Origin of the sequence: Rhizobium sp. BK181, assembly GCF_014193305.1 — a bacterium.
In the GTDB taxonomy this organism is placed as follows: domain Bacteria; phylum Pseudomonadota; class Alphaproteobacteria; order Rhizobiales; family Rhizobiaceae; genus Rhizobium.
This window is the reverse complement of the sequence record NZ_JACHZA010000019.1, coordinates 1-25,283: the sequence shown is the minus strand read 5'-3', so window position 1 is coordinate 25,283 and position 25,283 is coordinate 1. Positions and strand designations below refer to the sequence as shown.

General features: G+C 58.4%; 21 protein-coding genes and 1 pseudogene. 10 read left to right on the top strand and 12 right to left on the bottom strand.

Translation table 11 applies throughout. The features are described 5' to 3' along the window. Window positions 1–1,680: a response regulator gene (locus FHT77_RS26545; protein ID WP_183757967.1), complete on the top strand. Its 1,680-nt coding sequence runs from the start codon at window positions 1–3 to the stop codon at window positions 1,678–1,680. 292 nt (window positions 1,681–1,972) lie between these two features. On the opposite strand, the gene FHT77_RS26540 is transcribed toward FHT77_RS26545, so the two are convergent. Both FHT77_RS26540 and FHT77_RS26535 read right to left on the bottom strand, forming a co-directional pair. Beyond that, window positions 1,973–2,440: a hypothetical protein gene (locus FHT77_RS26540; RefSeq protein WP_183757965.1), complete on the bottom strand. Its 468-nt coding sequence runs from the start codon at window positions 2,438–2,440 to the stop codon at window positions 1,973–1,975. Window positions 2,441–3,272: 832 nt separating this feature from the next. Then, complete coding sequence (locus FHT77_RS26535) at window positions 3,273–4,400, bottom strand: LacI family DNA-binding transcriptional regulator (protein WP_183757963.1); 1,128 nt, start codon at window positions 4,398–4,400, stop codon at window positions 3,273–3,275. A gap of 92 nt (window positions 4,401–4,492) precedes the next feature. Here FHT77_RS26535 and FHT77_RS26530 point away from each other — a divergent pair, with 92 nt between their 5' ends. The 4 genes from FHT77_RS26530 (at window position 4,493) to FHT77_RS26515 (ending at window position 9,726) form a co-directional block, all read left to right on the top strand. Next, window positions 4,493–5,521, top strand: coding sequence for an ABC transporter substrate-binding protein (locus FHT77_RS26530; RefSeq protein ID WP_183757961.1), 1,029 nt, complete (start codon window positions 4,493–4,495; stop codon window positions 5,519–5,521). A 77-nt stretch (window positions 5,522–5,598) separates the two neighbouring features. After that, window positions 5,599–7,839 carry an iron ABC transporter permease gene (locus tag FHT77_RS26525; protein ID WP_183757959.1) on the top strand — a complete coding sequence of 747 codons (2,241 nt, stop codon included), beginning with the start codon at window positions 5,599–5,601 and terminating at the stop codon, window positions 7,837–7,839. Next, window positions 7,836–8,897 (top strand): ABC transporter ATP-binding protein, encoded by a 1,062-nt coding sequence (locus tag FHT77_RS26520; RefSeq protein ID WP_183757957.1) that lies wholly within the window; start codon window positions 7,836–7,838, stop codon window positions 8,895–8,897. Before FHT77_RS26525 ends, FHT77_RS26520 begins: the two co-directional genes overlap by 4 nt. A 28-nt stretch (window positions 8,898–8,925) precedes the next feature. Continuing rightward, window positions 8,926–9,726: an inositol monophosphatase family protein gene (locus FHT77_RS26515; protein ID WP_183757955.1), complete on the top strand. Its 801-nt coding sequence runs from the start codon at window positions 8,926–8,928 to the stop codon at window positions 9,724–9,726. 337 nt (window positions 9,727–10,063) lie between these two features. On the opposite strand, the gene FHT77_RS26510 is transcribed toward FHT77_RS26515, so the two are convergent. Beyond that, the gene (locus FHT77_RS26510) at window positions 10,064–10,360 is read right to left on the bottom strand and encodes a nodulation protein (protein WP_183757953.1); all 297 of its coding nucleotides are present in this window, start codon (window positions 10,358–10,360) and stop codon (window positions 10,064–10,066) included. A gap of 338 nt (window positions 10,361–10,698) precedes the next feature. On the opposite strand from FHT77_RS26510, the gene FHT77_RS26505 reads away from it, so the two are divergent. Next, complete coding sequence (locus FHT77_RS26505) at window positions 10,699–11,550, top strand: hypothetical protein (protein ID WP_312859776.1); 852 nt, start codon at window positions 10,699–10,701, stop codon at window positions 11,548–11,550. A 192-nt stretch (window positions 11,551–11,742) separates the two neighbouring features. On the opposite strand, the gene FHT77_RS26500 is transcribed toward FHT77_RS26505, so the two are convergent. Then, window positions 11,743–12,342, bottom strand: coding sequence for a TetR/AcrR family transcriptional regulator (locus FHT77_RS26500; RefSeq protein ID WP_183757949.1), 600 nt, complete (start codon window positions 12,340–12,342; stop codon window positions 11,743–11,745). Beyond that, a complete protein-coding gene (locus tag FHT77_RS26495) occupies window positions 12,327–13,787 on the bottom strand; it encodes an amidase (RefSeq protein ID WP_183757947.1) in 1,461 nt (486 codons plus the stop codon). Before FHT77_RS26495 ends, FHT77_RS26500 begins: the two co-directional genes overlap by 16 nt. Window positions 13,788–14,170: 383 nt before the next feature. Between FHT77_RS26495 and FHT77_RS26490 the strand changes: the two genes are divergently transcribed. From FHT77_RS26490 to FHT77_RS31980, 3 genes are all read left to right on the top strand, one after another. Next, a complete protein-coding gene (locus FHT77_RS26490; RefSeq protein ID WP_183757945.1) occupies window positions 14,171–15,136 on the top strand; it encodes a 3'-5' exonuclease in 966 nt (321 codons plus the stop codon). A 127-nt stretch (window positions 15,137–15,263) separates the two neighbouring features. Then, window positions 15,264–16,535: a DUF882 domain-containing protein gene (locus FHT77_RS26485; RefSeq protein WP_246720193.1), complete on the top strand. Its 1,272-nt coding sequence runs from the start codon at window positions 15,264–15,266 to the stop codon at window positions 16,533–16,535. A 10-nt stretch (window positions 16,536–16,545) separates the two neighbouring features. After that, complete coding sequence (locus FHT77_RS31980) at window positions 16,546–16,671, top strand: hypothetical protein (protein ID WP_281412597.1); 126 nt, start codon at window positions 16,546–16,548, stop codon at window positions 16,669–16,671. A 360-nt stretch (window positions 16,672–17,031) separates the two neighbouring features. Here FHT77_RS31980 and FHT77_RS26480 read toward each other — a convergent pair whose 3' ends face one another. The 5 genes from FHT77_RS26480 to FHT77_RS32325 all read right to left on the bottom strand — a co-directional run bounded on the left by FHT77_RS26480 (window position 17,032) and on the right by FHT77_RS32325 (window position 22,006). Next, window positions 17,032–17,460 carry a hypothetical protein gene (locus FHT77_RS26480; RefSeq protein ID WP_183757943.1) on the bottom strand — a complete coding sequence of 143 codons (429 nt, stop codon included), beginning with the start codon at window positions 17,458–17,460 and terminating at the stop codon, window positions 17,032–17,034. A 189-nt stretch (window positions 17,461–17,649) separates the two neighbouring features. Continuing rightward, the gene (locus tag FHT77_RS26475; protein WP_183758057.1) at window positions 17,650–17,961 is read right to left on the bottom strand and encodes a hypothetical protein; all 312 of its coding nucleotides are present in this window, start codon (window positions 17,959–17,961) and stop codon (window positions 17,650–17,652) included. Between the two features lie 158 nt (window positions 17,962–18,119). Next, window positions 18,120–19,250 carry a glycosyltransferase family 39 protein gene (locus FHT77_RS26470; RefSeq protein ID WP_183757941.1) on the bottom strand — a complete coding sequence of 377 codons (1,131 nt, stop codon included), beginning with the start codon at window positions 19,248–19,250 and terminating at the stop codon, window positions 18,120–18,122. Window positions 19,251–19,768: 518 nt separating this feature from the next. Next, window positions 19,769–21,316 (bottom strand): glycosyltransferase family 39 protein, encoded by a 1,548-nt coding sequence (locus FHT77_RS26465; protein ID WP_183757939.1) that lies wholly within the window; start codon window positions 21,314–21,316, stop codon window positions 19,769–19,771. Window positions 21,317–21,700: 384 nt separating this feature from the next. Further along, the gene (locus tag FHT77_RS32325; RefSeq protein WP_405049349.1) at window positions 21,701–22,006 is read right to left on the bottom strand and encodes a hypothetical protein; all 306 of its coding nucleotides are present in this window, start codon (window positions 22,004–22,006) and stop codon (window positions 21,701–21,703) included. Window positions 22,007–22,672: 666 nt separating this feature from the next. Between FHT77_RS32325 and FHT77_RS31660 the strand changes: the two are divergent. Continuing rightward, a pseudogene (locus tag FHT77_RS31660) lies at window positions 22,673–22,864 on the top strand (alpha-ketoglutarate-dependent dioxygenase AlkB); the annotation flags it as partial. A gap of 275 nt (window positions 22,865–23,139) precedes the next feature. On the opposite strand, the gene FHT77_RS26455 reads toward FHT77_RS31660, so the two are convergent. Continuing rightward, on the bottom strand, window positions 23,140–24,165 hold the full coding sequence (locus FHT77_RS26455; RefSeq protein WP_183757938.1) for a porin: 1,026 nt from the start codon (window positions 24,163–24,165) through the stop codon (window positions 23,140–23,142). A 413-nt stretch (window positions 24,166–24,578) separates the two neighbouring features. Next, a partial coding sequence (locus FHT77_RS26450; protein WP_183757936.1) for a HEPN domain-containing protein occupies window positions 24,579–25,283 on the bottom strand: 705 nt, incomplete at its 5' end.

Here is a 25,283-nt window from a genome sequence, read left to right as displayed (position 1 = left end):
ATGAGCCCAGTCAATATCCTTCTCGTCGATGACCAGCCCGCAAAACTCCTGAGCTATGAGGTGATCCTCCAGGACCTCGGCGAAAACCTCATGAAGGCCCAGTCGGGCCGGGAGGCTCTCGAGTGTCTGCTGCGCAACGAGATCGCAGTGATCCTGGTTGACGTCTGCATGCCTGAGCAGGACGGCTTCGAGCTGGTGAGCATGATCAGGGAGCACCCCCGCTATCAGAATACCGCGATCATCTTCGTCTCTGCCGTGATGATGGCTGAGCCGGACCGTCTGCGGGGTTACGAGGCCGGAGCAGTCGATTACGTCTCCGTCCCGATCGTTCCCGAGGTGCTGCGCGCCAAGGTGCGGGTGTTTGCCGATCTTTTCCGGAAGACCCGCGAACTGGAACGTCTGAATGCCGATCTCGAGGCACGGGTGCAACAGCGCACGGCGGAGCTTGAAGCATCCTCGACGGAGCTTCGCCAGCTGAACGAGGATCTCGAGCGGCGCATCGACCAGAAGACCCGCGAGCGCGAGGATGCGCTGGCGCAGCTCTTCGAAGCCCAGAAGCTCGACACGATCGGCCAACTGACCGGCGGTGTCGCCCACGATTTCAACAATCTCCTGATGGCGATATCAGGAAGCCTCAACCTTTTGAAAAAGCGGCTGCCGTCCGATGAAAAGAGCGAGCGCCTGATTGGAAATGCGATGCAGGCCGCAGAGCGTGGCTCGGCGCTGACGCAGCGACTTCTTGCGTTCGCCCGCCGTCAGGATCTGAAGCCCCAGGCCGTCAACTTCGAGCGGCTGTTCGACAGCGTCGAAGACCTGCTGAGCAAGGCTGTCGGCCCCCAGATCGCGATTGCGCGGCGGATCCCCAAGGAGCTGCCGCCAATACTGGTCGATGGCAACCAGCTTGAACTGGCTCTGCTCAATCTGTTCGTCAACGCGCGGGACGCACTGGGGCAGGGCGGAACCGTGACGGTGACGGCCCAGTCAATGGATGGCGAGGATCGTCCGACGTCGCTGAAGGAGGGCCGCTATATCAGGATATCGGTCTCCGACGACGGCGAGGGAATGGATGAGGCGACCTTGTCGCGCGCCACTGAACCGTTCTTCACGACCAAGGGGGTAGGAAAGGGGACGGGTCTTGGGCTTTCAATGGTCCATGGGCTAGCAGCGCAATCTGGAGGCGTTCTGCAGGTATCAAGCATCGCAGGCCAAGGCACGACCGTATCGCTCTGGTTGCCTGTCGCTGACACCGCGGAGGAGCCGATGTCTGCGACGGAGCAGCGTGCCATGGCAAGCGCCTCGGATGTACCTGCATCGCTGAGCGTCCTCGTCGTCGATGATGACGCGCTTGTCCGGTTAGGAACCGTCGCGATGCTTGAAGATCTCGGTCATACTGCCTTGGAAGCCGCATCGGCCTACCAGGCGCTGGATCTGCTGGCTGCCTCCTCCCGCGTGGACCTCGTTGTCACCGATCATGCCATGCCCGCAATGACAGGTGCGGATCTGGCGCGGCAGATCTTCGCGTCCCACCCCGGTTTGCCGGTCATTCTTGCCTCGGGCTATGCAGACCTCCCTGATGATCCAGCCTATGTCGGTATGTTGAGGATGACAAAGCCCTTCACCCAGGAACAGCTTCGTGACGCGATCGAACGGGTGCGGCTGGAAAGGGTGGCAGCGGCGTGAATCTCAGGCGGACGTTCTCCTCCGGTCGTATGGTCAGGTTGAAACGATCAGGGAGAGACATATGCTGCGGCCGAAGCTGCTGATCCTGATCATGGCGATCATTTTCCTCCTTATCGTGGCGCTGGCCTTGTGGTGGTAATCGCCCGGCACCGCCAGAGCCTTCATTTGGCTTTAAAAACCCTCGTCAGATAGCAGGGATATGAAGTGCGCTCTGTGCTTCAAATCAAAACCGAGTTGGCACATCGGTACCGAGATCCCCCTGCGTCGGGGGCTTCGCTTCTTCGGCGAACCGTTATTGCGGTTCGGACGCGGTTTTGGCCCGCTCGATCCGGTTGGCGACGTCTATAGAGAGCACGTCGAAGAGAGGGACAAGGCGCTCGGCAGTATCGATCGCATTTTTTCCGATGCCGCGCTGATGATATTCCGCGAGCTGGGAAGAGGTGGCTTTAACCTGGACCGCTACTTTCAGTTCAATCGCTTGCAGTTCAGCAACTGTCAGATCAGGCTCCAAAAGCGTCGCCTGTAGTTCGCTGTAGAGGCGCTCAGTCTCGGTGATTTGGCCAATCCAGTGCTCGCTGCGCGTTTGGGGTCTCGGCTCCACGGCTGTGGTTGATTGCCCCGAGCTATGGGTTGCTTTGCGGGGGCTGGAAGAGAGAGTTCGCCCTGATCCATCTGTCGGGCCATTTTTAACACTGCGCCTGAAAAGCTTATCGACTATCCCCATCATCGCCCCTGCGTATTGATGTTTATTGCTGTTCATTGCCTTGCAGGCGCGCTCGAAGCGAGTTGCGATGCTCCCAACTCGATCCCTGCCCCGCATATTAGACATCAATTCATTATTTTCCGTTGACGCCCCACAAATAGACTGCGGCGTGATGAGCCGGATCCAGGTCGATAGACGATCAAGCCCAAAGCGTAGTGAACGAATTCCGCCCCTTCAAGGGTTGTTTAGGGGGTCCTTATGTTTCCGGCATTGCTCCTTCGAATATCGCAGAGGTGGTGTCCGGGGTTAGCCGCCTGTGAGAAGGCCGAGGGCACCAGCGCCGAGGTCTGATCCGGGGTTATCGGTAACGGAGGCTGGTGTGTGGCGCATCAGACTGAAGTCTGACCATCGGAACCAGATTTCGCGCGACATGTTATCCGACAAGAGCTCAAAAGAACGACAATGTCAGGCGACTCGGAAAGCAGTGAATTGGACTTGCGCACCACACCCCGAAGTTATCGTCGGGGAGGTGTTTGGATTTTTGTCACGATCGTGTTGATACTGGCAGTTGTCGCTTTTGCCTGGACGAAGGTTAGAGACGCGGTGATCGAAACGCCACAGACAACGAACCATAGCGCCTCCACTCCCTCGTCGACGCAGATGAGACCGTAAACTGCAGTCCAGGGGGCTAACCGGCTCGCACAGCCTCATCGACTTGCCCGTCATTTGCCTCGGGCTACCTGGATTTGTTTCATGAGACACGCTTATGCGTGCGGAAGATCCAGCCATCCGCCAAGACAAACGTCGCGGCGCGTCGCTAGGCAGTTGGGAAAGGTGCCTGCTGGAGTGGAAAGCTCGCAAGCTGCCGGCGTGTTTCGATGCTTGTCCGTTACCTGAAGCCCTCGGCAACAGGGCTTTCTTTTCCCGCATCCGATTTCGCCCGGATCGAGTTGCGCCAGACCATTTCAGCCTTGAGGGTGATGGGCTGGACGACCGCCTGGCCATCGTCCTGCGGCATCTGGGTCAGCCAATTGACCGCCCTGGAGGCGATGTCTGCGATTGGTTGAGCAAAGGTTGTCAATGCGTAAGACGACCAGGACGCTTGCTCAATATCATCGAAACCCGCCACGCAGAGGTCGTCGGGGACGGACAAACCGAATTGGTGACGAGCGGCATCCATGAAGCCACAGGCAATCAGGTCGGTCGCGCAGAATACCGCATCAGGACGTTCCTTGGCGGTCAGCATGCGGCGAGCGAGGACGCTGCCGGCTTCATAGCCGGTCCAACCATGGCGCTCCACAATCACCTCCATGCCCAAAGCGCGAGCCGCCGCAACGAAGCCTCTCTCACGCGCCATCAGGCTGGGTGTCCCAGCTTCGGAGTTGGCAAAGGCGAGCCTTCTGCATCCAGCCCGCACGAAGGCGGTCACAACGCGCCCTCCGGCTTCGTAGTCGTCCAGATTTATGCGCAATGGACCTTGCTGATCGTCGTCGCGATTGATGAGAACCAGCCGTTGCCCGTTGCGCAAGCAAAGCTGAGTGATGGATCTGTCCGGCAACCCGGAAAGAATGATGGAAGCATCAGCACGATACCGAAGTGCCTGCTGCAAAGCGCGGTCAACGCTGCCGTCCGAACGATCCGTGTTGATCAGCATGGCAACCTTGCCCGCATTCTGCAGGTTCAGCGTCAGCTTTCCGAGGAGAGCCGATCGGTAGGGTGTCGCAACCTCGGAAACGATCAGGCACACGATGCCGCTTTCATTGCGCATCAAGCCGCGAGCGAGATGATTGACGTGATACCCAAGTTCCTCGGCTGCGAGCATAACGCGCTCACGGGTTTTCGTTGAAACGCTCGCGCCTGGTGTGAACGTCCGGGACACTGCCGATCGGGACACGCCGGCTTTGTCCGCGACCTCCCGTGCGCTTATGGTTGTGTGTTTCACAGCGGCCCTCTCTGCCCATCTCGCGACGCCATATTGCACATGAATGCAATGACAAGATCGTGCGAATTGCACCATAAACAGTTGACACAACAGCAAGGCAGATGCAACTGTTGCACACGCTTGCAAAGCGTGCGGCGTGGAGGCGTCGGTACATTTAGGAGGATACAATGAAGTCGGTTCAAATCGCCGCGACCATTCTCGCCGCGGGTATATCTCTGTCTGCCTATTCGGCGCACGCCGCAGGAAATCTCAATCTTATCTGCTCGGCCGACGTCGTCATTTGCGAAATGATGAAGGACCGGTTCGAGAAAGAAACGGATATCACGGTGAACATGGTTCGGCTGTCTTCGGGAGAGACCTATGCCAAGGTTCGCGCCGAGGCGCGTAACCCGAAGACCGACATCTGGTGGGCGGGGACCGGCGATCCGCACCTGCAGGCTGCCACCGAGGGCCTTACTCAGGAATACAAGTCGCCGGTCCTCGATCAGCTACAGGACTGGGCGAAGAAGCAGGCAGAAAGCGCCAATTATCGCACCGTTGGTGTCTATGCCGGCGCGCTTGGCTGGGGCTACAACACCGAGCTCCTGAAGAAGAAGGGGTTGAAGGAGCCGAAGTGCTGGGCCGACCTGCTGGATGCTTCCTACAAGGGTGAGATTCAGATCGCCAACCCGAACTCCTCAGGCACGGCCTATACGGCGCTCACGACCCTTGTGCAGATCATGGGAGAGGATAAGGCGTTCGATTACTTGAGCAAACTCAACGCCAATGTCTCGCAATACACCAAGTCAGGCTCGGCGCCGGTAAAGGCTGCGGCACGCGGCGAAACGACGATTGGTATCGTCTTCATGCATGACGCTGTTGCCCAGACTGTCGAGGGTTTCCCGGTCACGTCCGTTGCTCCCTGCGAAGGCACCGGCTACGAAATCGGCTCGATGTCGATCATCAAGGGTGCGAAGAACCTCGACAATGCCAAGAAGTGGTATGACTGGGCGCTGTCGGCTGATGTTCAGTCACACATGAAGGACGCCAAGTCGTTCCAGCTTCCGTCCAACAAGTCGGCAGAGGTCCCGAAGGAGTCCCCGAAATTCGAGGACATCAAGCTGATCGACTACGACTTCAAGACTTACGGCGATCCAGAGAAGCGAAAGGCGCTGCTTTCGCGATGGGACAAGGACATTGGCGCCAAGGCCAATTGATCTGATCTTTAAAGCAAGAATGGCTGGCAGCCTCGCTGCTGCTGGCCAAATTGCCTGATACTCTGGCGGAGCGATCGATGAAAAACCATAACCGCAGACTGGATATCGCTCTCGTCATTGCCCTTGCTGCGTTGATGGTACTCCCGTGGTACAGGACGGAGGGCGGCTTCTTCGGGCTCGGCTGGCTACCTGATTTTCCTGGAGATCCGTCCTCGGCGCCTGGCGTCCTGCAGATCGTCTCGCATGGGCGATGGTGGCTGGCGGTCGTCGTCGTCTTTGTAGTCCTTTGCGCCGCGTCGCGCTTCATCTCCGATCACGCCAGGCGCGGTGCGCTCCTTGCCTGGGCGGGTGGGCTCGGCCTTCTGTTTCTGGCAGTGCAAGGGCTTGCAATCGGCTTTACCGGCTGGAGCTGGACGATCAGCGAGACCCTGTTCGGTGCCCTTCCGGATGGTCAGCCGTCGATGGGCGCAGGCGCCGTCGTGGTCGGTCTCACCTTCGTCATCCTTTTTTCCTTCGGGCTCGCCGAACGCGGGGTGATGAAGGGCGACGCCTTCGTGGTCAGTGCCATTGCGATGCTGGTCTTGCTCGTGAGCGTGTTCGTCTTCTACCCGATTGGCAGCATGTTCGTCGGCGCTTTCCAGGACTTCGACGGTTCGTTCAACCCGACCGGCTTTCTGACGAACATACAGGACCCATCCGTCTGGAGCCTTGGCTGCGTATGGGGAGGCGAACGCTGCGGCGTTGCCTGGCGGACGCTCTGGCTGGCGATCTGGGCTGCGTCCGGCTCGACGACGCTCGGCCTTTGTTTTGCACTGGTAGCAACGCGCACACGCTTTCCCTTCAAGAAGGGATTGCGGCTTTTGACCATTTTGCCAATCATCACTCCGCCATTTGTCGTTGGCCTTGCTCTGACCCTGTTGTTTGGCCGCTCCGGTGTCGCAACCCAGTTTGTCTCAACGTTGCTCGATATAGAGCCCGGCCGATGGCTCTATGGCCTGACGGGGATCTGGATTGCCCAGGTCCTTTCGTTCACGCCGATCTCCTTCCTCGTTCTGATTGGTGTCGTGGAGGGCGTAAGCCCATCAATGGAAGAGGCCTCCCAGACGTTGCGCGCCGATCGCTGGCGCACGTTCTGGCGCATTTCCCTGCCGCTGATGAAGCCCGGCATCGCCAACGCCTTCCTGATCGGATTTATCGAGAGCATGGCGGATTTCGGCAATCCGTTGGTGCTCGGCGGTAGCCATGGCGTGCTGTCGACAGAAATCTTCTTCGCTGTTGTCGGCTCGCAGAACGACCCGTCGCGCGCCGCCGTGCTTGCCCTGATCCTGCTCTGCTTTACCCTGTCGGCGTTCCTGGCGCAGCGTTTCTGGCTGTCCGGCAAGAATTTCGCGACAGTTACCGGCAAGGGCGATTCGGGACAGCATATCGCGCTGCCGCGCGGGCTTTCGATTGCCGTGCATGCGATCATCATACCCTGGATGATTTTCACAATTGTCGTCTATGCAATGATCCTCTTCGGCGGTTTTGTGCGCACCTGGGGTCTCGACAACACGCTTACGTTGGAACACTACATCCGCGCTTTCTCGATCGGCTTGCGCAATGACGGCGGCCTGGCGTGGACCGGGGTGGCCTGGAACTCGTTCTGGACAACAATGGAGATTGCCCTGATTTCTGCCCCGCTGACGGCCGCTGTCGGTCTGTTGACCGCCTACCTGATCGTCCGCCAGAAGTTTGCCGCACGCAATGTGTTCGAGTTCGCGCTGATGATGAGCTTCGCGATCCCGGGTACCGTTATCGGCATCAGTTACATCATGGCCTTCAATCTGCCCCCGCTCGAAATGACAGGGACGGCGCTGATCCTGATTGCCTGCTTTGTGTTCCGCAACATGCCGGTTGGCGTGCGTGGCGGCGTCGCGGCGATGAGCCAGCTGGACAAGAGCCTCGACGAGGCATCGCTCACACTGCGCGCAGACAGTTTCAGGACAATCCGCAAGGTCATCCTGCCGCTGCTCAGGCCCGCAATCACTGCAGCCCTCGTCTATTCATTCGTGCGCGCGATCACCTCGATCAGCGCCGTCGTTTTTCTCGTGAGTGCCGAGTACAACATGGCGACTTCCTATATTGTCGGACTCGTCGAAAACGGCGAATACGGCATTGCAATCGCCTATTCCTCGACACTGATCATCGTCATGGTCGCCATTATCACCGGCTTTCAACTTCTTGTCGGCGAGCGCCGCCTGCGGCGCGAAAACCGTGTCGCGCTTGCGGCGCCGACCGCTACCGCTGCCGCACCTCTCGGTCAGGAGAAAACCGCATGACCCCCACAAAACCTGGCTCCGTCGTCTTCGAGAATGTGCGCAAGAGCTTTGGCGCCTTCACGGCGATCCCTGATCTTTCCCTGACCATCGAACCCGGCACGTTGGTCACGCTGCTTGGACCTTCGGGCTGCGGCAAGACGACGACGCTTCGCATGCTGGCTGGTCTCGAGCACCCGTCGGCGGGACGGATCCTGATCGGCGGAAAGGACGTCACGATGTTGCCGGCAAATGAGCGTGATGTCTCTATGGTTTTCCAGTCCTATGCGCTGTTCCCGCATATGACCGCCCTCGACAACGTCGCCTATGGCCTGGAATCCTCCGGGCTGAAGCGAAAGGACGCGCGCGAAAGGGCTGAAGAAGGCCTGAAGCTTGTTGGTCTCGCCGGCATGGGACAGCGCCTGCCTGCCGAGCTTTCAGGTGGTCAGCAGCAACGCGTCGCGGTTGCACGGGCGCTGGTGCTTGAGCCACAGGTCCTGCTGCTCGACGAGCCTCTCTCGAACCTCGACGCCCGTCTTCGCCGCCGGGTCAGGACCGAGATCCGCGAGTTGCAGCAGCGGCTGGGCTTCACTGCTGTCTACGTCACGCACGATCAGGACGAGGCGCTTGCCGTTTCCGATGCGATCATCGTGATGAAGGACGGCGAGATCGCCCAGAAGGGCACGCCCCACGATCTCTATGACCAGCCGGCATCTGCGTTCATCGCCGATTTCATGGGCGAGGCCAACGTCGTGCCTTGCGATATTATCGGCATCGAGGGCGGCCATGCGACGATCAGTATTGGCGGACTGCACCATCGTGTCGCCGGTCGTAACATGCGCGAGGGACCGGCAGAGCTTGCAATTCGTCCGAGCGCCATCACACTAGCACCAAAAAATGGCGGCGCGTTCAGCGGACAGGTCACCCATGCCGCCTATCTCGGTGATCACGTGGAATATGAAGTGAAGACCAGCAAAGGCACTCTGTTCGTCGTCGATGGCTCAATGGCGAGGGCATTCGAGCCTTTGACAGAGGTTGAAATCGGCTTCAAGGATCGCGGGATTGCCATCATCGGCGGCTGATTGCTGCCTTTTATCAAGGAAGATTTTCATGACGTCGCATATTGTACCAGACCTTGAAGCGCGCCTTGCGCTGGCCGAAACGGTGGCTAACGAGGCCGGAGCGCTGGCGCTCGACTATTTCAGGCGCCGGGACACGCTTGTCATCGAGACCAAGCGCGATCTGCAGGATGTGGTCTCGGTCGCCGATCGCGACGTGGAGAACCTGATCCGGGGCCGCTTCAATGAAGCCTACCCGGCCGATGGCGTGCTCGGCGAGGAGTATGGCCTTGAAGAAGGGACGTCGGGGTTCACCTGGGTTGTCGATCCGATCGATGGAACCAGTCCTTTCGTCAACGGCATGCCGAATTGGTGCGTCTCGATCGGTCTGCTCTACGAGGGCCTGCCCGTTGTCGGCGTGATCAGCGCGCCATGCCACGACGAGATCTATGCCGCAGCCCTCGGCAAGGGTGCTACGCTGAATGGAGTGAAGCTCTCACTGGACTCCTCGCGGACCATTCGCAATGCCGTGACTGGTATCGGTGCCAACAACCATGTCACGCCGAAGACGGTTGCCGGGATAGTGGAAAGCCTGTTGGAGGCTGGCGGAAACTTCATGCGCAATGGATCGGGAGCCCTGATGCTCGCCTATGTGGCAGCGGGCCGCCTTGTCGGATATTATGAGCCGTATATGCACGCGTGGGATTGCATGGCCGGGTACTGCCTGGTGAAGGAAGCAGGCGGCTGGTACCATCCGTTCCCGACCTCAGGCGAGCGGCTGACGAAGGGAGCGCCCGTGATTGCGGCTGCGCCCGGGGCAATCGACGATCTGCGCAGGATTGCTCAGGTGTGAAGCCTCGGCGTTTGAAAGATTGCAGGCCCGGCATCCCGCCGCGCCGCTCTCAAGTCTTGAGGGCGGCCATAAAATCGGCTGATGGGCTTTTCTGAAAACCTGCGTCTCATGGTGATGAGGACTGTTTCCCATTGGCTCGTGAGTCTTGCATCAAAGCCAGACGGCTCAGACCCTGACCGGTGCCACCTCGCGCGCAGAGCGTTTTGCGCCACCTGGATATGCAAAAGGGTTGGGCCTGCGGAACAATTTCAGGCACGTCTTGCCTGGGTTGCGGACCCGAAGGCATGTGCCCGAGGCTGCGCCCACGCGCAACCCGGCGATGCGCAACTTGGCTCCATCAGTCACTGGGCCAAACAATAACCCTGTCGAGTTCACGGAGGATGTCGGCCTCCAGTTCGGCACTGACCACCTCGTATTCCTCGATGATATGCGAGCTAGCATTGTCATGCCGAAAAGCCTCAAGCGCGATACATGCCTCGTCATAAGCCGCGAATAGCTCGTCAAAGTATGGCCACGAGGTAGAGCCCAACAGGACTTGCAGCCGCCTGCGTTGCTCAGGCAACCTGAGCATCAGGCGACGCAGTCCGGACTGCGCAAGCGAACGACTGCCACCGATCTCATGATCGTTGCCCATTGGCTATCCTCTGCCCCTGAAGCAGAGTAGCAATCGCCCGACGAAACGGAAGTAGTTTACGGTAGCTTCTACTATCTCAAGGCATCCGGTTCTCTAAATTAGCAATCTGGTTTATTGGAGGGTTAAGAATTAATTGCACATCAATTCCACGTAGATAAAGTGGGCGTCATATACGCTTTGGTTGTATGCTTGTCGGAGGGGAACCGGTGAGAAATCAGGCTGTAAGTGTCCGAGAAACAACTCCTGCGCCCGATGACGTACGGGAACAACTGCGAAGGATCCTCTCAAGCCCGGATTTTATCCTTCCTGATCGTGGACGCAGGTTCCTGCAGTACGTCGTGACCGAGACGGTTGAGAAACGTGAAGGATATCTCAAAGCATTCACGATTGCGCAGGCGGTATTCGGACGAGGTAACTCGTTCGATGCTCAAAACGATCCCTGTGTCCGCATTGCGGCACGTCAATTGCGTAGCGCCCTGGAGCGCTACTACCTTACGGCGGGCGCAAAGGACCCAGTGCTAATCACGGTTCCTGCCGGTGGGTACGTTCCCGCGTTTACGTTGCGAGGCCCCGGAAGCGAGAGCGGCATCGAGCGCAAACCTGAGGTGGGAGCTCCCGCTACGAGTGCCGGAAAAGAGCAGGTCCCGGTCGACGCGCAAAAGAGTGAAGGCAGGCTGCTTCGTTGGATCATGGTCGGCGCTGCGCTGATCGTGCTTGCCGCCGTTGTCATGGCATCGCTTGCAGAATGGGAAAACCCGGCATTGAAAACGGCGGTAACGGACGGCAGCAGGCCGAGGATCGTCATCGATCGCTTCCAGAGTGTTGGCCAAGGCAATGCTGCAAATGACATCTCAGCCGGTTTGACCAGCGAGCTTTTTGTCAACCTTGCGAAGTTCAAGGACGTTGTGGTCATGTCAGGGAACGGTGCAACTGGCGTCACTGCGACTGACCCGACATACGCCCTTCAGGGAAGTGTCCGGTTGGAAGACAACGACATGCGGTCGACTGCCCGCCTGGTCCGTCAGGCCGACGGCGTTGTTGTCTGGACTGGCGACTACAATGTCGACATCAAGGGTCGGAGCATTTTGGATATCGAGACGGGGATTGCGCGTTCCATAGCGACTGCAATTGTGGCGCCCCTTGGAGCCGGCGACCACAAGACGCTGGGTTCGTCAGGCGCTGGCAAATAAGTGCAAGCGTAGCCATCACGACGGCATAACCGTAGACTCAGGGCCACACCGGCCAGAGACCGTCTTTCCGGACCGATCCCGCTTTGCCAGGACAGATCCCACTCTTCCCGATCAAACAGGGGCGTTTACAACGCTCGTCATCGCTATCAATGAGTGCTTGGGGATCCCAGCGACGCAGAGACTGACGGTCCCTCAAGAGGCGTCCAGCAAAGCGGCGAGCCCCGCGAGCTGGAACCGCCAGAAATGGGCGACTGCTTTCCTGATGTCCTCGGCATTGTCATAGCGGCGCAGGATACCGGCGAGCGTATCGAGCGTGCGACCGAAAATCTGCTCCAGTACGAAATGCAGATGCGCATCATCCTGGCGTCCGAGGCGGGTGACGGCGCGGCTGGTCATGTCAGCGATCATCCGTGGCCGCTCATCCTCAAAAGTAGTGCCGGCGGCGCTGCTCATCAGGATGGCGGCAGCATGTCGATGCGTGGCCCAGAAGGCAAGCAGATCGCCCGCTGCCGAAGAACCGCTCGCATCGAGCGCCCGCCAATCGCTGCGGTTTTCGAACTCGCCAAGACGCGCCGAAAGCAGGCGCCGATGCTCTGCGGCGTGGTTTGCCGGCAAAACCTTGTCGAAGAGATCGGCCTTGTCCTTCACGTACTTATAGACGTTGCTGGCGCTGGTGCCAGCGCGCTCGGCGATATCGGCGATCCGGGCTGCCTCGAAACCACGTTCGGCGAAGATGGCGCCGGCGGCATCGAGAATGCTGTTGCGAAGATCGTCCTTCAGGATTTGCGGCATGCAAGCGTCCGTGAGAGCGCGGAGAGGCGAGGTAGCCACGGTGCCGCGTTTTCCAGCTGGAACGCAAGCTGAAAGAGGAGGGCGTCTTCTCCTGCCCGTGCCGCAAAATGACTCCCAACAGGCAAGCCTTCCTCAGTCCAAAAGAGCGGTACGGACATGGCAGGCCAGCCCGCCAGCGATGCGGCCGCCGTATAGGCGGCACTCCGCTCGAAATGGCGCCGGATCACCTGAAGGGGACAATCCGGGGAGATGGTGCCAAGAGGGAAGGCGGTGAAGGGGATGGTCGGTGAAAGCAATACTTCCACATCGTCGAGTGCCGCTTGCGCCATGTCGCCGGCAGCTGCGATTTCCGCAGCCGCCTCGACAAAGCGTGACGGTGGAAGCGCGCGAGCATGCTCGATGAGGGTAAGCGTATAAGGTTCGAGGCAGGCGATGGCGGCGTCCGGGGCAAGGCCGGGGGCGAGATAGTCCACCATGGCTGATGTGGTCATAGCCATGATGTCGTAGACGGCATGCGCCGCCACCCGGCCGTCAAAGAGCGGTCCCTCGACCGGGACAAGGGTATGATCAAGCGAGTGACAGAGTGTGATCGTTTGCTCCAGCGCAGCCCGGGCCGCCTCATCCGGCAAGTTGCCGAAGGCGTCGAGGCCATAGAAGCCGATCCGCAGTTTTCGCGGCGGGTTTGCAAAGAGATCTGCCGCTTCCGGTAGGGGTTCTGCCCAGTCTTCGGTTTCAGTCACGCGAAGCCAGGTCGCGCTATCGCGCACGGAACGGCTGACGCAATGCTCGCTCAGAATCGCGGCAATCGGCATATCCTTGGGAAGACCGGCGGAGCGCGTGCGCCAGCGGGTCGGCTTGAAGCCGAAGACGCCACAAAGCGAGGCGGGACCGCGGATAGAGCCGCCGCCATCGGACGCGTGTGCGACGGGTACCATGCCGGAGGCGACCGCAGCTGCGGCACCACCTGAGGAACCGCCTGTCGATCGGGACAGATCCCAGGGATTGCGTGTCTTGCCTGTCACAAGCGGCTCCGTCGTGCCGACGAGGCCGAACTCCGAGGTCGTCGTCTTGCCGAGAACAACGAGACCCGCCGCGTCGAGCGCTTCGGTATAGGGTGAACCAGCTGGCGCGATCTGGCCGGACATGAGGCGGGAACCCAGGCCAAGAGGCTGGCCGGGATAGGCGATCAGGTCCTTGAGCAGGGTGGGGACACCCGCGAAGGCACCGTCACCCGCGTTCGTTCGGGCGCGTTCGCGTGCGGCCTCGAAGGCCGATGCGCTGAGAGCATTGAGCGCAGGATTTAATCGCTTGATACGGGTGATCGCTGCATCAAGCAGCTCTTCCGGCGTTACGCGCCCTGCGCGGACGAGCTCTGCCTGTGCGGTGGCGTCCAATTCAACAAGAGGAAGATCGTCAATCGAGTTACATCCGAGATCGAGCGTCATGGCGCAAACTCCAAAAAGAGAATCACTCATTCGCTTTTCAATAGCACGCCTGTTGTGAGCTGTCGACCAAGGGGCGAAGGGGGTGGCCAAGGGCCGAGCCGTGTGAGCTCGAAAGACGGTCCGGCCGCACGACGCCGTCATTCTGGATCATGACATTGGTGCGGCCAAGACAAGTCGAAGACGCGCGACCAGATAGCTGGAACCCCGAAAACCTGGAGTCTCGTGATGGTGTTGCTCGAAGCATGGCATTCGGAGCCCGATGGGGGACCGATGGCCGGCATCGAAAGGTGGGGATTTCGACCGCCGACGAACGACCTCACTCTCAAATCGCTGTAAACTCGTTGTTCCGAATAACGCGAAAAGGCCGATCCAACAGGGGAATAATGGCGAACCAGCTCGACATGTTTGCTTCGATACCGGTCGCGGCTGGCGCTGAAACGGTCAGGGAACGAGCTATCCGGAAAAGCTCGAGAACGGCGCCGGAGGAAATGGCCAAAAGCCTTGAGGCGACCGGGGACTACAAGATCCTGCGAAGACTGCTCCCCCGACCGATCGTGACAGAGCGAAGACCCGAATTTACGCGGGTCGGTGTGATCGTGGACACCGAGACCACGGGCCTCAATCACCGAAATGACGAGATCATCGAGTTTGGTGCGATTGCCTTCACCTTCGACGACAATGGTAGGATCGGCGATATCACCGACGTCTATGGCGGCCTGCAGGAACCGCAGACGCCGATCCCCGCTGACATCACCCGGTTGACCGGGATCACCGACGAAATAGTGGCGGGCCAACAGATCGACATCGCGGCTCTGCGCCGCATCGTCGAACCCGCAGACCTTATCATCGCCCACAATGCCGGTTTCGATCGTCCTTTCTGTGAGGCGTTCTCTCCGTTGTTCGTCAACAAGGCCTGGGCCTGTTCGGTCAAGGAGATCGATTGGAGCTCCCGTGGCTTCGAGGGAACCAAACTCGGTTACCTCATCGGGCAGGCAGGCTATTTTCATGACGGACATCGCGCCGTCGACGATTGTTTTGCGCTTCTTGAAGTCCTGGACCACCAGCAAGGAGAGGATGACCGTCCCTTTGCCGAACTCCACCGCGCTGCCCAGCGCTCACGCGTCCGGCTCTTTGCCGAGCATAGCCCGTTCGATATGAAGGATCACCTCAAGGCGCGCGGATACAGATGGTCCGACGGTACCGACGGGCGTCCGCGGTCGTGGTGGATCGAGCTCGATGAGGACGTTCTTGATGACGAACGTCATTTCCTCCGGACAGAAATATACCGCTGGGACGATGCAGACCCACCCGTCCAGCACCTGACCGCGCTTGAGAGATTCAGGGCATAGCGGACCGCTGACGGCGGCTCTGAAACGGAGCCGATGAAACAAACCGTCAACGTGTTGTTAGGGCTTTGTTGACCATAATTGTGGCTTCGTCCGTCCGTCGTGTTTCTGCAGCCGGGCATGATCTCAGATGACGAGGATCGCAATGTCCGGCTATGCCAGCAACTCTCAAGCCGTTGGGCGCACATCATTCAATGCGGTGGGTGTTCTATGCTCTGTTGTTCGGCGCGTCAGACAGGTGGCCATCGCCTTGCTGGCGGTTTTAGGATTTGCCGTCGATGCCGCTGCGGAAGATCGCGCGTTAAAACTCTTCTTTACCCACACGGGAGAGCGGGCAACGATTACGTTCAAACGCGATGGAAAGTTCGATCCAAGAGGGCTTGCCCAGGTTAACCGCTTCCTGCGTGACTGGCGAAGAAACGAGCCGGCGCGCATGGATCCCCGGCTGCTCGATCTCGTCTGGGAGGTCTATGGCAAAAGCGGAGCTCGCGACTACATTCACGTCGTCTCAGCGTATCGTTCACCTACTACCAACAACATGCTGCGGTCCCGATCCAGAAGCTCAGGCGTCGCAAAGAGCAGTCAACACATGCTTGGAAAGGCGATGGACTTCTACATTCCAGGCGTGAAACTTGCCACGCTGAGGGCCTTGGCGATGCAGAAACAGGAAGGCGGTGTGGGATACTATCCCCGCTCCGGTTCTCCCTTCGTTCATCTCGATGTCGGTCGTGTCAGAGCCTGGCCCCGCATGTCGCGACAGGAACTAGCAAGCATTTTTCCGAGCGGACGAACAATGCATGTTCCCGCGGATGGCCGACCGCTACCGGGCTACGACCAAGCGATTGCCGACAGCAAAAAGCGAGCTGGCTCGAGAACGATCGACATTGCCGCGACGGTGGATGAGGACGACACGGAGGAAACGGAAACAAGGGCCTCGGGCGCCAATCTGAAGACCGCTCTCCTTGCGGTGCCTTCCAGCCGTGCGGAGGCAGCACTTGCCCGCCAGATTGCTCAAGGCGGCAGCGATCGCAAGGAAACTGAAAAGAGCAATTTCGCCGATCTCTCCGCAATGGCGGTCCCAGTCCCAACGCTACGAACGCAGCCAATTAGGAACGGCCATGAGACCGATCCGATCCAAACGGCGTCGATTGGAGACACCTCGCCACTCAGGGTAGCCGAGGCTCCGAGGGTTTTCGGCGAACCAAAGCCTGCTACTATGACCTTATCGAAAGGGGTTGTCGCAGAACTTCCTTTGTCAGCGTCGCGTGAGCTCCAGGCCGGCGTCGGGCGAATTTCGGCAAGACGCCTCATGACCTGGGCGCTTCACGGACCGGGACAAACGCAAGACTTGTCATCACCTCGAATAGCCGGGTGGACGATCCTTCAGTACGGGGAATTGTAGGGCGAGAATCATGGGGGCACAAGAAGACCTTAGTGCGATCCTCCTCAAACTACTGGACTTCGATCATCTCGAAAATGCTGGCTTTTTGATCAGGCCGATCATGGAGGTGGTCTGGGGACGCGCCATCTCGAAATGACCGCTCCGATGGCTTGAGCTTTTTCAATTTGCTGCTCGCCAAGAAGTTGCGTTCCATGCTCTCATCGTGCATCATGCAATCAAGCTACCACACCGGAGGAAGCCGATGCGATATGCGGTGGTTTTGGGAACGGATGTATGCTTGGTTACCCGGCACTTGGCTTCGGCCGAGACAGAACGGGAGTTTTTTTCGGCGCGATTTGGCAGGCGCGCCAATGTGGTCACCATCGATGACGACATTGGCGCGACCGCTCGCCTGCATCGCCAGTTGGCTGTGCGGAACGCTCGTGGAGAAATCGATCTTTGTTGACGTGACGGCGTGACCATCCCGTCGCCGGCCTAAGGCCGGTGTAGGAAGATGTTAGGCGCTACGCTTCTTTGATTGGCGTTTGGTTCGGCGCGGTCGAGATTTAGCCCGCTTAATCTCGTGGGCGACATCAACAGAAAGCACCTGAAAGAGGAGGGCAATGCGCTGGGCTGTATCGATCGCCTCTTTATTTAGCGTCTGTCTGTGATACTCAGCGATCTTTGAAGGGTCGGTTTTACCCTGAATTGCAAGTTTTCGTTCAATCGACCGCGGTTTTGTTACAGTCAGATTGGGATCTGGAAGCTGATTGTGCAACTCGCCATACAGCCGTTCAGTTTGAGCGATGTGCTCGACTACCCAGTGAACGCTTGGAAGCTGAGGTTCACTCCCGGCAGTTGTTGCTGGTTTCTTGGAGCTGCCAGCGAGTTTTCGCGGGTTGAAGGAGAGACTATACCCTGAGCTTTGTGTGGCTTTATTGCTCATGCCGCGCCTGAAAAGCCTATCAACTAAGCCCGTTGCCGCCCCTCTCCGATCGTGCCCCTTGACCCTCCTACAGTGCCCAAAACTTACTTATTTCTGGTAACTGGGGCTCTGACAAGCTCCTGACCGAGCGGCATCATCTACGCGCGATGTGCAGGATCAGACGCTATGCCTCGTTTCTCCAGGTCCCGATTACGTGCTGACAAGCAAGAGGACATAGGCAACGACGGTCACCATCAGGCCCCGGAAGGCGAAAGTGACACATCGGTATTTTACACGCGCAATGGTGGAGAGAAGGGTGATGCCTTCCCCGCCGCGCGTAACCGAAGAGTTGACGAAATCGCCGAGCATGCCGCCACCACCACCGCGGATGAATGCTTCCGTCCAGAACTGCGGGCTCCCCATCGGATTCGGATCTCGACCGGCAATGAGCGACTGAGCCTGCATCGTGGCAGCGCCGGCATCGTCATCGTGAGGATTCGTTCGGTAAGCCCGGTTCGACATGCTGCCTTGCGTAAGGGCGCTGATTTTGCGAGGTGCTTGAGGACGGAAAGCTTCGCCACGCCTCTCACGAGGGGCTACGGGAGGTGCAGGACAATGCGGCGATGTAACGGTTGGAGTGAGATCTCGCGTGCCGGATATAAGCGGCGTCGTGTGCCGCGCTAATGGAAGCTTCCTGCGAAAACGACGCCCAGTGAGATAAAGATCATTGCCCCAACGAGCACGGTAAGCTTGCTGATTGCGCCGGGGACGTGGACCCCTGCCGCATCGACCTTACATGCGAGATAGAGGGGGAATGCGACGAAGAAGATCGAGATCCACTTCGGGCGCATCATCGTCGCATCGACAGCCAGCATGATGACGAAGACCAGAAACATGCTGACGACAAGCATCCGGCCGATCACCCGCGTCCATTCGCTGCTCGCAACGAAAATGGTGCGGAGATGCCCGCGATAGACAACGGCGAGAATAGCGATCGTCAATGCGCAGCATTTGACAATTGATTCCACCAGCTCCAAGGCGGCGATGAGCTGCAGAGGCATCCCGTGGCTCGATGCTGCCCGCATCTTTGTCACCGTGTCACCGGTTGCCGCATCGAGATGGGTTACCGCCCAATAAACGTGCGGGGCAACAACAGCGAGACCAACCGCAATGGTCGCGGCCAGCCGCCAGTTGAGAACCAGTCGGCGCAGGCTGGGTTCAAGCAGGAGCGCAACCACTGTCGCCACGGGGATTATCGCAAAGTTGTACTTTGCCAGAAATCCCAGGCCGGCCGCCGCGCCGAGAAGCGCGTAGTTGCCAGCCGACGGGCGCTCGGCCACCAGCGTCAGCACGTAGAGGAACAGCGCAACGACAGCGAAGGCGCCGACGGTGTGAGTCAGATCCCGCTGCGACAGCAGAAAGACCGCCGGCAGGCTCAGGAAGCCGAGAATGGAGATCCAGGCAGCGTCACGTTCTCCCACCACTTTGCGAGCAGCCAAGCCAAGAAACAGGCAGCTCATCAGCAACGTCGCATTCTTCACGAATGCCAGCGTATCGACTGACGCGCCGAAGACCTTGGCGAAACAGTAGAACACCCAGTTGTAGAGAGGCGGCTGGTCGCCATAACCGAATTGCAACGCATGCGAGAGTGCGACTTGTTCCGCCTCGTCGGAGGCGAGATCGCCGCCGCGCAGCAGCCGAAGGACGAAGCTCGCGGTGAAATAGGTTGCCAGCAGAAGGACGGGAAGGATTGTGCTTATACTGGTGGCACGCCGAACGGGAAGGTATGAACCATCAACAGTCTCAGTCAACTTCTGCCCCCGTATGCGCTCGGTCTAACCCGGTTTAGGGCGAAACATGCAACTACCCTAATGGAGAGTATAGCGGTTCACCTGCAATTTCATGGTTCGCCAGCATCGTTCAGAAGCTGAGTGTTGCCGCAGGGCAACGCTTTCGCACGCGACAGCAGCCCCTGCGCTGGTACCGCAGGAAGAGCTGGACGCCGGCGCCAAACAAAAAGGTCGGCACCTCCCTCGGGGTGAACTCTCGATGCCTGCTGGATCTTGGAAACTATCACTCTTTCCACCACGACTTATCGACGGCGGAAATCGCCGGCACGAGAATTTCCTCTTTCGTGGTGATGGGCGGGGAACCCCGCCGCGGCTTGGTGGGCCGAGTCGGGTGAGGCGGTCAAGTGTTCGTGATAGCCCTCGCATCGGTTCTCCGACGCGGCATCTCTACACGTAAGATCACTGTGTCGAGGAAGCGAGATGAGCAGGCTACGGGGCAGTGCTAGCAGCAGGAACGCTGATCGATCTGGCCGTGGCGTTTAGTTGATCGGCAAATCAACCCAACGGTAGTGGAACTCAGCCTGCCTGAGACCCCAGCTTCGTTCGTAAGGCAAGGAAACGGTGCTGACCGGCGAAGCGGAGCCTCTTTCACCCATCAGCGTGACCCATCGATCGAGCTCAGGCCTTTCCTTCTGCTTTATTTCGTTGTCCGTCCACACGACCAAGATCGATCTGAGGGTGCTCCGCTCATATACCGGCGTAAGGTTGGGAAAATTGAGCGACAGAACCGGTGTGGTGGGGAACTGAAGGCGAAGATTACCAGCTGCAAGCCATTCGTCGGTTACAATGAGGTCGGGCATGCGTGTACCCGACATGGTCACAGACTGAGCAAATTCTGCATACGGGATTCCGGTAGCATCGGGGCGCTTGAACCATTGAGGAAAACCTGAACGCACAAGCAGGCTCGCCGGCACGAGGATCATTACGGCTAGGACAACCGGCATAAGCCTTTTGACCAGCGGTTCAACAACGACGCCAGCCGCCTCCAACTTCAGACAGAGGTAAAGCGGAGCGACGACATAGAGAGGCAGGAGCCATCTGTCGCGCATTCCATTCGTGCCAAAGAAGGCTATCACGAGAAGCGTGGCCGATACGGCGATTAGGTAGCGTCCCAGGAACCGGGACTCGCTACTCGATGCATTCCAGACGCGAACCACATCCTTGTTAACGATGAGACCAAACGTCAGGAGTGTCGGAAGCAACAGCAGCACTGCGGTGGACACTACATCCAGCATGCCCTTGCCCGCCATCACCAGTTGGATCTCTTCGCTTACTCCGAGTAGCCCGAGATTTCTGTCCACTGCGATATCGCGGTGACTTATCATCCAAACCGCGTGCGGGAGAAAGATCGCAGCGGCGATCAAAATACACAGAACAAAACGTCGATCAAAAAGCCGCGCTCGTCCAGATGGATCGCCGAGCGCGGCCACCATTACCCCAACGACGATAAGCGCGAAATTATACTTGCTCAACATCCCAAGGCCAGTGGCCAATCCGAGCGCTACATAGGATTGGGCTGTCGGACGCCTCATCGTTATGGACGCCGAGTAAAAAAACGCGCACACCACCGCAAGCTCGCAAACGGTGTGGGTCAAGTTGCGTTGGGATTCCCACGAAAACTGAGGGATCGTGAAGAGTAGAAGTGTCGCCAGCGCAATTGATGCACTCGACCGAAGCAAAATCCTAGAAAGTGCGACAAAGGCGAGAAAAACAGCGAAAAGACTCAGGCTCTTGGTGAATGCCAGGGTCGCCAGCGAAAGGCCGAATACACCTATGAATGCCTGCTGAACCCAGTTATACAGCGGTGGTTGATTGTCGTATCCGATCGCCAGCCACTGCGAGAACAAAGCCTGCTGCGACTCGTCATATCGCAGGCCGTGAGGCAGCAGAAGTCTGACGAAGACGTGAATGAGAAGGTAGCATCCAAGAAAGGTCAGAAGAGCTCTCGGTTGCAGTGTTATTTGGCTGACAAATGCCTGATAGCGGTCCCGCAACAACGGCGACTCTTCCGCCTTAGAGTAGGACACTATGCCTCTCCATTCTGCTAAATTCAGCCATGCCTGATGATTGCCTCTGCCTTTCGGCTGGCATCGAACTCCATTTCGATCCAATCGGAGTCTGCCGCCTAGAGTTTACACGAAACTACAATAGCGGCACATCTCGTCAACACAATATGTTGGATTTTCGAGGAGGTATGGCAATTGAGTTTCAATTCACTCGACGTCGGCTCGCGAACCGCAATGACCCCCAATGCAGAGAAGGTGCGTACTACAGCACCTTTGCCGTATGCGCGTCCTCACTGCAGCCTGGGCAGCCCGCAAGTTCCCGGATGTCCGCATCCATATCGCGTCCGGCAATAAGACCGTACGAACCATTCAATCATGAATGTCGCCTTGATTGGCCTGCCACGATCAACGTCCGTGGGGCGTGAATTCCACTAGCAGAGACTTGAGCTCAACGTCCCTAACCCTGCGTGCTGCTTCGTCCGGGGAGACCCAAGCCAGGATGCGCTCGCCACGCTCCTTGAATCTGTCGTGTTTCTTTTTGACTTCGATCTGAAAAATATCAACGATGCAGGGCACGACCTCGCCGTCGCCTAGAAGCTTCAGGTATGTGTATCTGCCGACCGGTTTCTTTCTAACCTTACCTCGAACTCCTGCTTCTTCCCTAGCTTCGATGGCTGCAGCCTCATGAGTGCCTTCCCCTCTATCGGCCATCCCTTCGGAATGATCCAGCGCCCACTGTCGCGCGTTGTGACGATCAGAATTTCAATCGTTGTTCTGTCATCCTTGTAACGGAAGCACAACGCAGCGCATTGCTGGCGAAACTTGCCCGCAAAGAGTTTCTCGGGCTGGGCCGCTAGGCGTTGCAGGAGCGACTTGGGTCTCGCATTTCGCGTCGTTGCCGATTTCTTCTTGGACGTCATGAATTCCGGGAGGGCAGGGGAGCATGAACAGGAAATTTTGTTCAAACGAGACGAGAGTCCTGGTTATTGGTATACGGTCCGAAAGACTACTCACAACTGCGACGGCCCCATCGTACGCTAGCGTACTGGTTGATCGAGCGCAAATCCCAACCCCCTTCGAGTATGGCAGCTTCCATGGCCTCAAGGTAGGAGTGGGCTCTCGGCATTCCAAGGACAACCAGCATGGCCGCTGACTTCGACGAGGCTCAACACAATGCCGAAGCGCTGGACCTAATGCCGCCAACGATGATCATTTTATTCTCGGTTTGATTGAAGGTGACCATCGTGCGTGCAATGGCCTAGCGCTGCAGACTGGCGGCACGCCAACAGCGAGCCCCAGTGGCGGTTTCCCCGCCTTACTCGTCACTCGAGCCAAATCCGTTGGGCGGGAACGAGCTTAATGAACGACTGTTATCACGGGAATTCCAGCCTCTTCAGCCGCACGGATCAGGGCCGCCGACGTATGGCCGGCAAGTGGGAGCGAAGATCTATTAGCGTGGCGGCTGGGTACGCATATCTTCTCTCAGGTCCCTCGCGGATGGAATGGGAACATTCCATCCCTCCCGTTGAACAGCTGCGATATTCTATTACCTTCAGGGAACTGGCGTAGCCGCGAAACCTGCGAGTGTCCGATCACAGGTCATCAAAACCCGCGAGCGTTGAAAGCTTCACTCGCCATCGCCCGAGACTCGCGGCGGTTCCTGAACTTCGCACCATCTCCAAATTGTCCGGGAGGGTATCCGCTCGCTTCGATCCCATGAATTTTGGCTTCGAAGCCGAATACAGCACCGACGTGCCGCGTTGCCTGAAACGGAGCGGTAAACCAAGAACACGCCCTGACCGATGAGATTGAACGGCGCCCGCCTATGAGGGCGCCGGCAGGAATCAGAAGGAGCGCTGCAGACGGAAGAAACCCTTGGTCACCTCGTCAGCATCATCGGGATCAGTGTAATCGGCTGTTGCCTTGGCATAGAGGTTGTCAGCGATCTGATAGTCTACAGTAATGCCGACCGTCCATGCGTCGCCGAGGCCGTCGAACGAGTCGCCACTGAAGCTACCGAGATCAGGCACGTAATTGCCGAAGTACTGAGCCTCCGGGGTGATGGTCCACTTCTCGTTGGCCTTGTAAGCGTATTCGGCTGCAACGGTCCATTCTGACTGGGAATAGTAGGAGTTCGGACCAGATGCGTAAATCGCTGCCAGTCCAAGTGTCCCGGGGCCGATATCAGCAAAGAGCATTCCGCGCACTGCACCGTCTTCGTTGTCGGTGTCGTAGCTGCCGATGACCTGGTAGCTGATTGCTCCGGCCTTGCCGCCAATGCCGAGGCCGACGCCGAAATTATTCGGGTTCTCACCGGGCTTGTAATAGCCGTCTTCCAGCTCGTCGACGGTGACGCCAGCGTAGAAGTCGCCGTTTTCATACTGGTAGCGGATGGAGTTGTGCAGGGTTTCAAAGCTCGAGAGGACGTCCGGTTCGCCAGAAAGGTCGTCATCCCACCAGCTGTAGAACAGACCGGCGCGGAAGCCGGCGAGGTCGATGTAGGCCGAGTCCAGGATCGAGGTCGTCTCGGGATTGTCACCGTTGTTTCGTATAACGATTAGGCCAGTGAGCGGACCATATTCGGTGTCGCTCTTGGCAGTGAACTGCACATGAGCGCGCGTGCGAGCGTTCCAGTCCGAGGTGCCTTTCTCATCCGGGCCCGCATAGACCTCGAAACGAAGGTAACCGCTGACTTTGAGGCATGTTTCGGTGCCTGGGATATAGAAATAGCCTGTGCCATATGCATCGCAGACGCGGACATATTCAACCGGCTCGGGTTCAGCTGCAACGATTGCATCAGCAGCAAAGACCGGCGTAGACGCGGCAGCAAATACCGCGGCGGAGGTCAACAAAGCCATCCGAAGTGTCATTGGAAATCCATTCCCTTTCGATTGAACCGCCACCTGGGGGCTGGGGCTGTTCCGATAGATCGCCTTTCGGCTGGCGAGTCAGCTAGCCGCAAAGCCAGCCTTTCATTCTTGTCTGAGTCGATCAATCTCGAAGTGACGGGTTGCTGTCGACAAACGGCCTTTTGGTCATGGGACGTTGCACTTCGGTAACAATACGATCAGTGGTTGAAAGCGCCAAGCGTCATCATGTGCCGGTAGAGGCCCGTCCGAATTGGACCCTACCGAAAACGGCGGCGGCGGAGGATGTTCGATCGTCAGCATTATTGCATCAACTGGTGTAAGCGTTCGTACCAGTATGAAATCAATTCACGGGCGACCAAAGAGCCGATCCCTGCTGTACGAAGCCCACTCCTTGCCATGCGGGATCCGGAATACTACTCCCCGGACAACCGCTCGAGGCAGACTGTTTTGACAACCTCCTGCAGGCTCCTGACCCGCTCTGTAAGCCAGGCAAGTTCCTCTTGGGTGATCTCGTATTGGGAGGAATACCTGGCTTCGACATAGGCGCGAGACAGCAGCTCGAAGCACCGCCGCGAAAACCGGGTGTCACGAGGCCATGCCGCAATCAGGCGCGGGTCCAGTCCTTCGGCGCGAGAGCGCAGTACCTTGATGCGATGCGACTTCGGGCTGTAGAGGGTAAGGGTCAACAGAGCGCAATGATAGGCGGATTCCGTCGCCTGATGAAGCATGAATACGCCATGACGCCAAATGTTGTCTGCCATTCCAAGTTCAGCCAATTTCAGCGCTTCTTCTGACAGCTTGAACCATTGCTCAAAATAGCCTTTTGCTTCCTGGCGCTGTTCCTTCGGCGTCAACGGCTTCGGTTTTGCTAGCGGATGGCCGGGCACTTCGTAGAGGACGATGCCGTCCCTGGCGATATCGACAAAGAAGGGTCGGCCGCGGCCGAGCTGGTCGTTGACGTCGGCCAAGGTATGGACGATCGGAACAACCGGTGTCTCGATGCGGCGAGCGATCTGTTCTTCGAGCAGCCTGTTGTCGACCCCCTCCCAGAGCGCGTCTTCTTCGGCAAAGGACCTGTCGTTGACCACGACCATGAGGTCGTAGTCGGAGCGATAGCC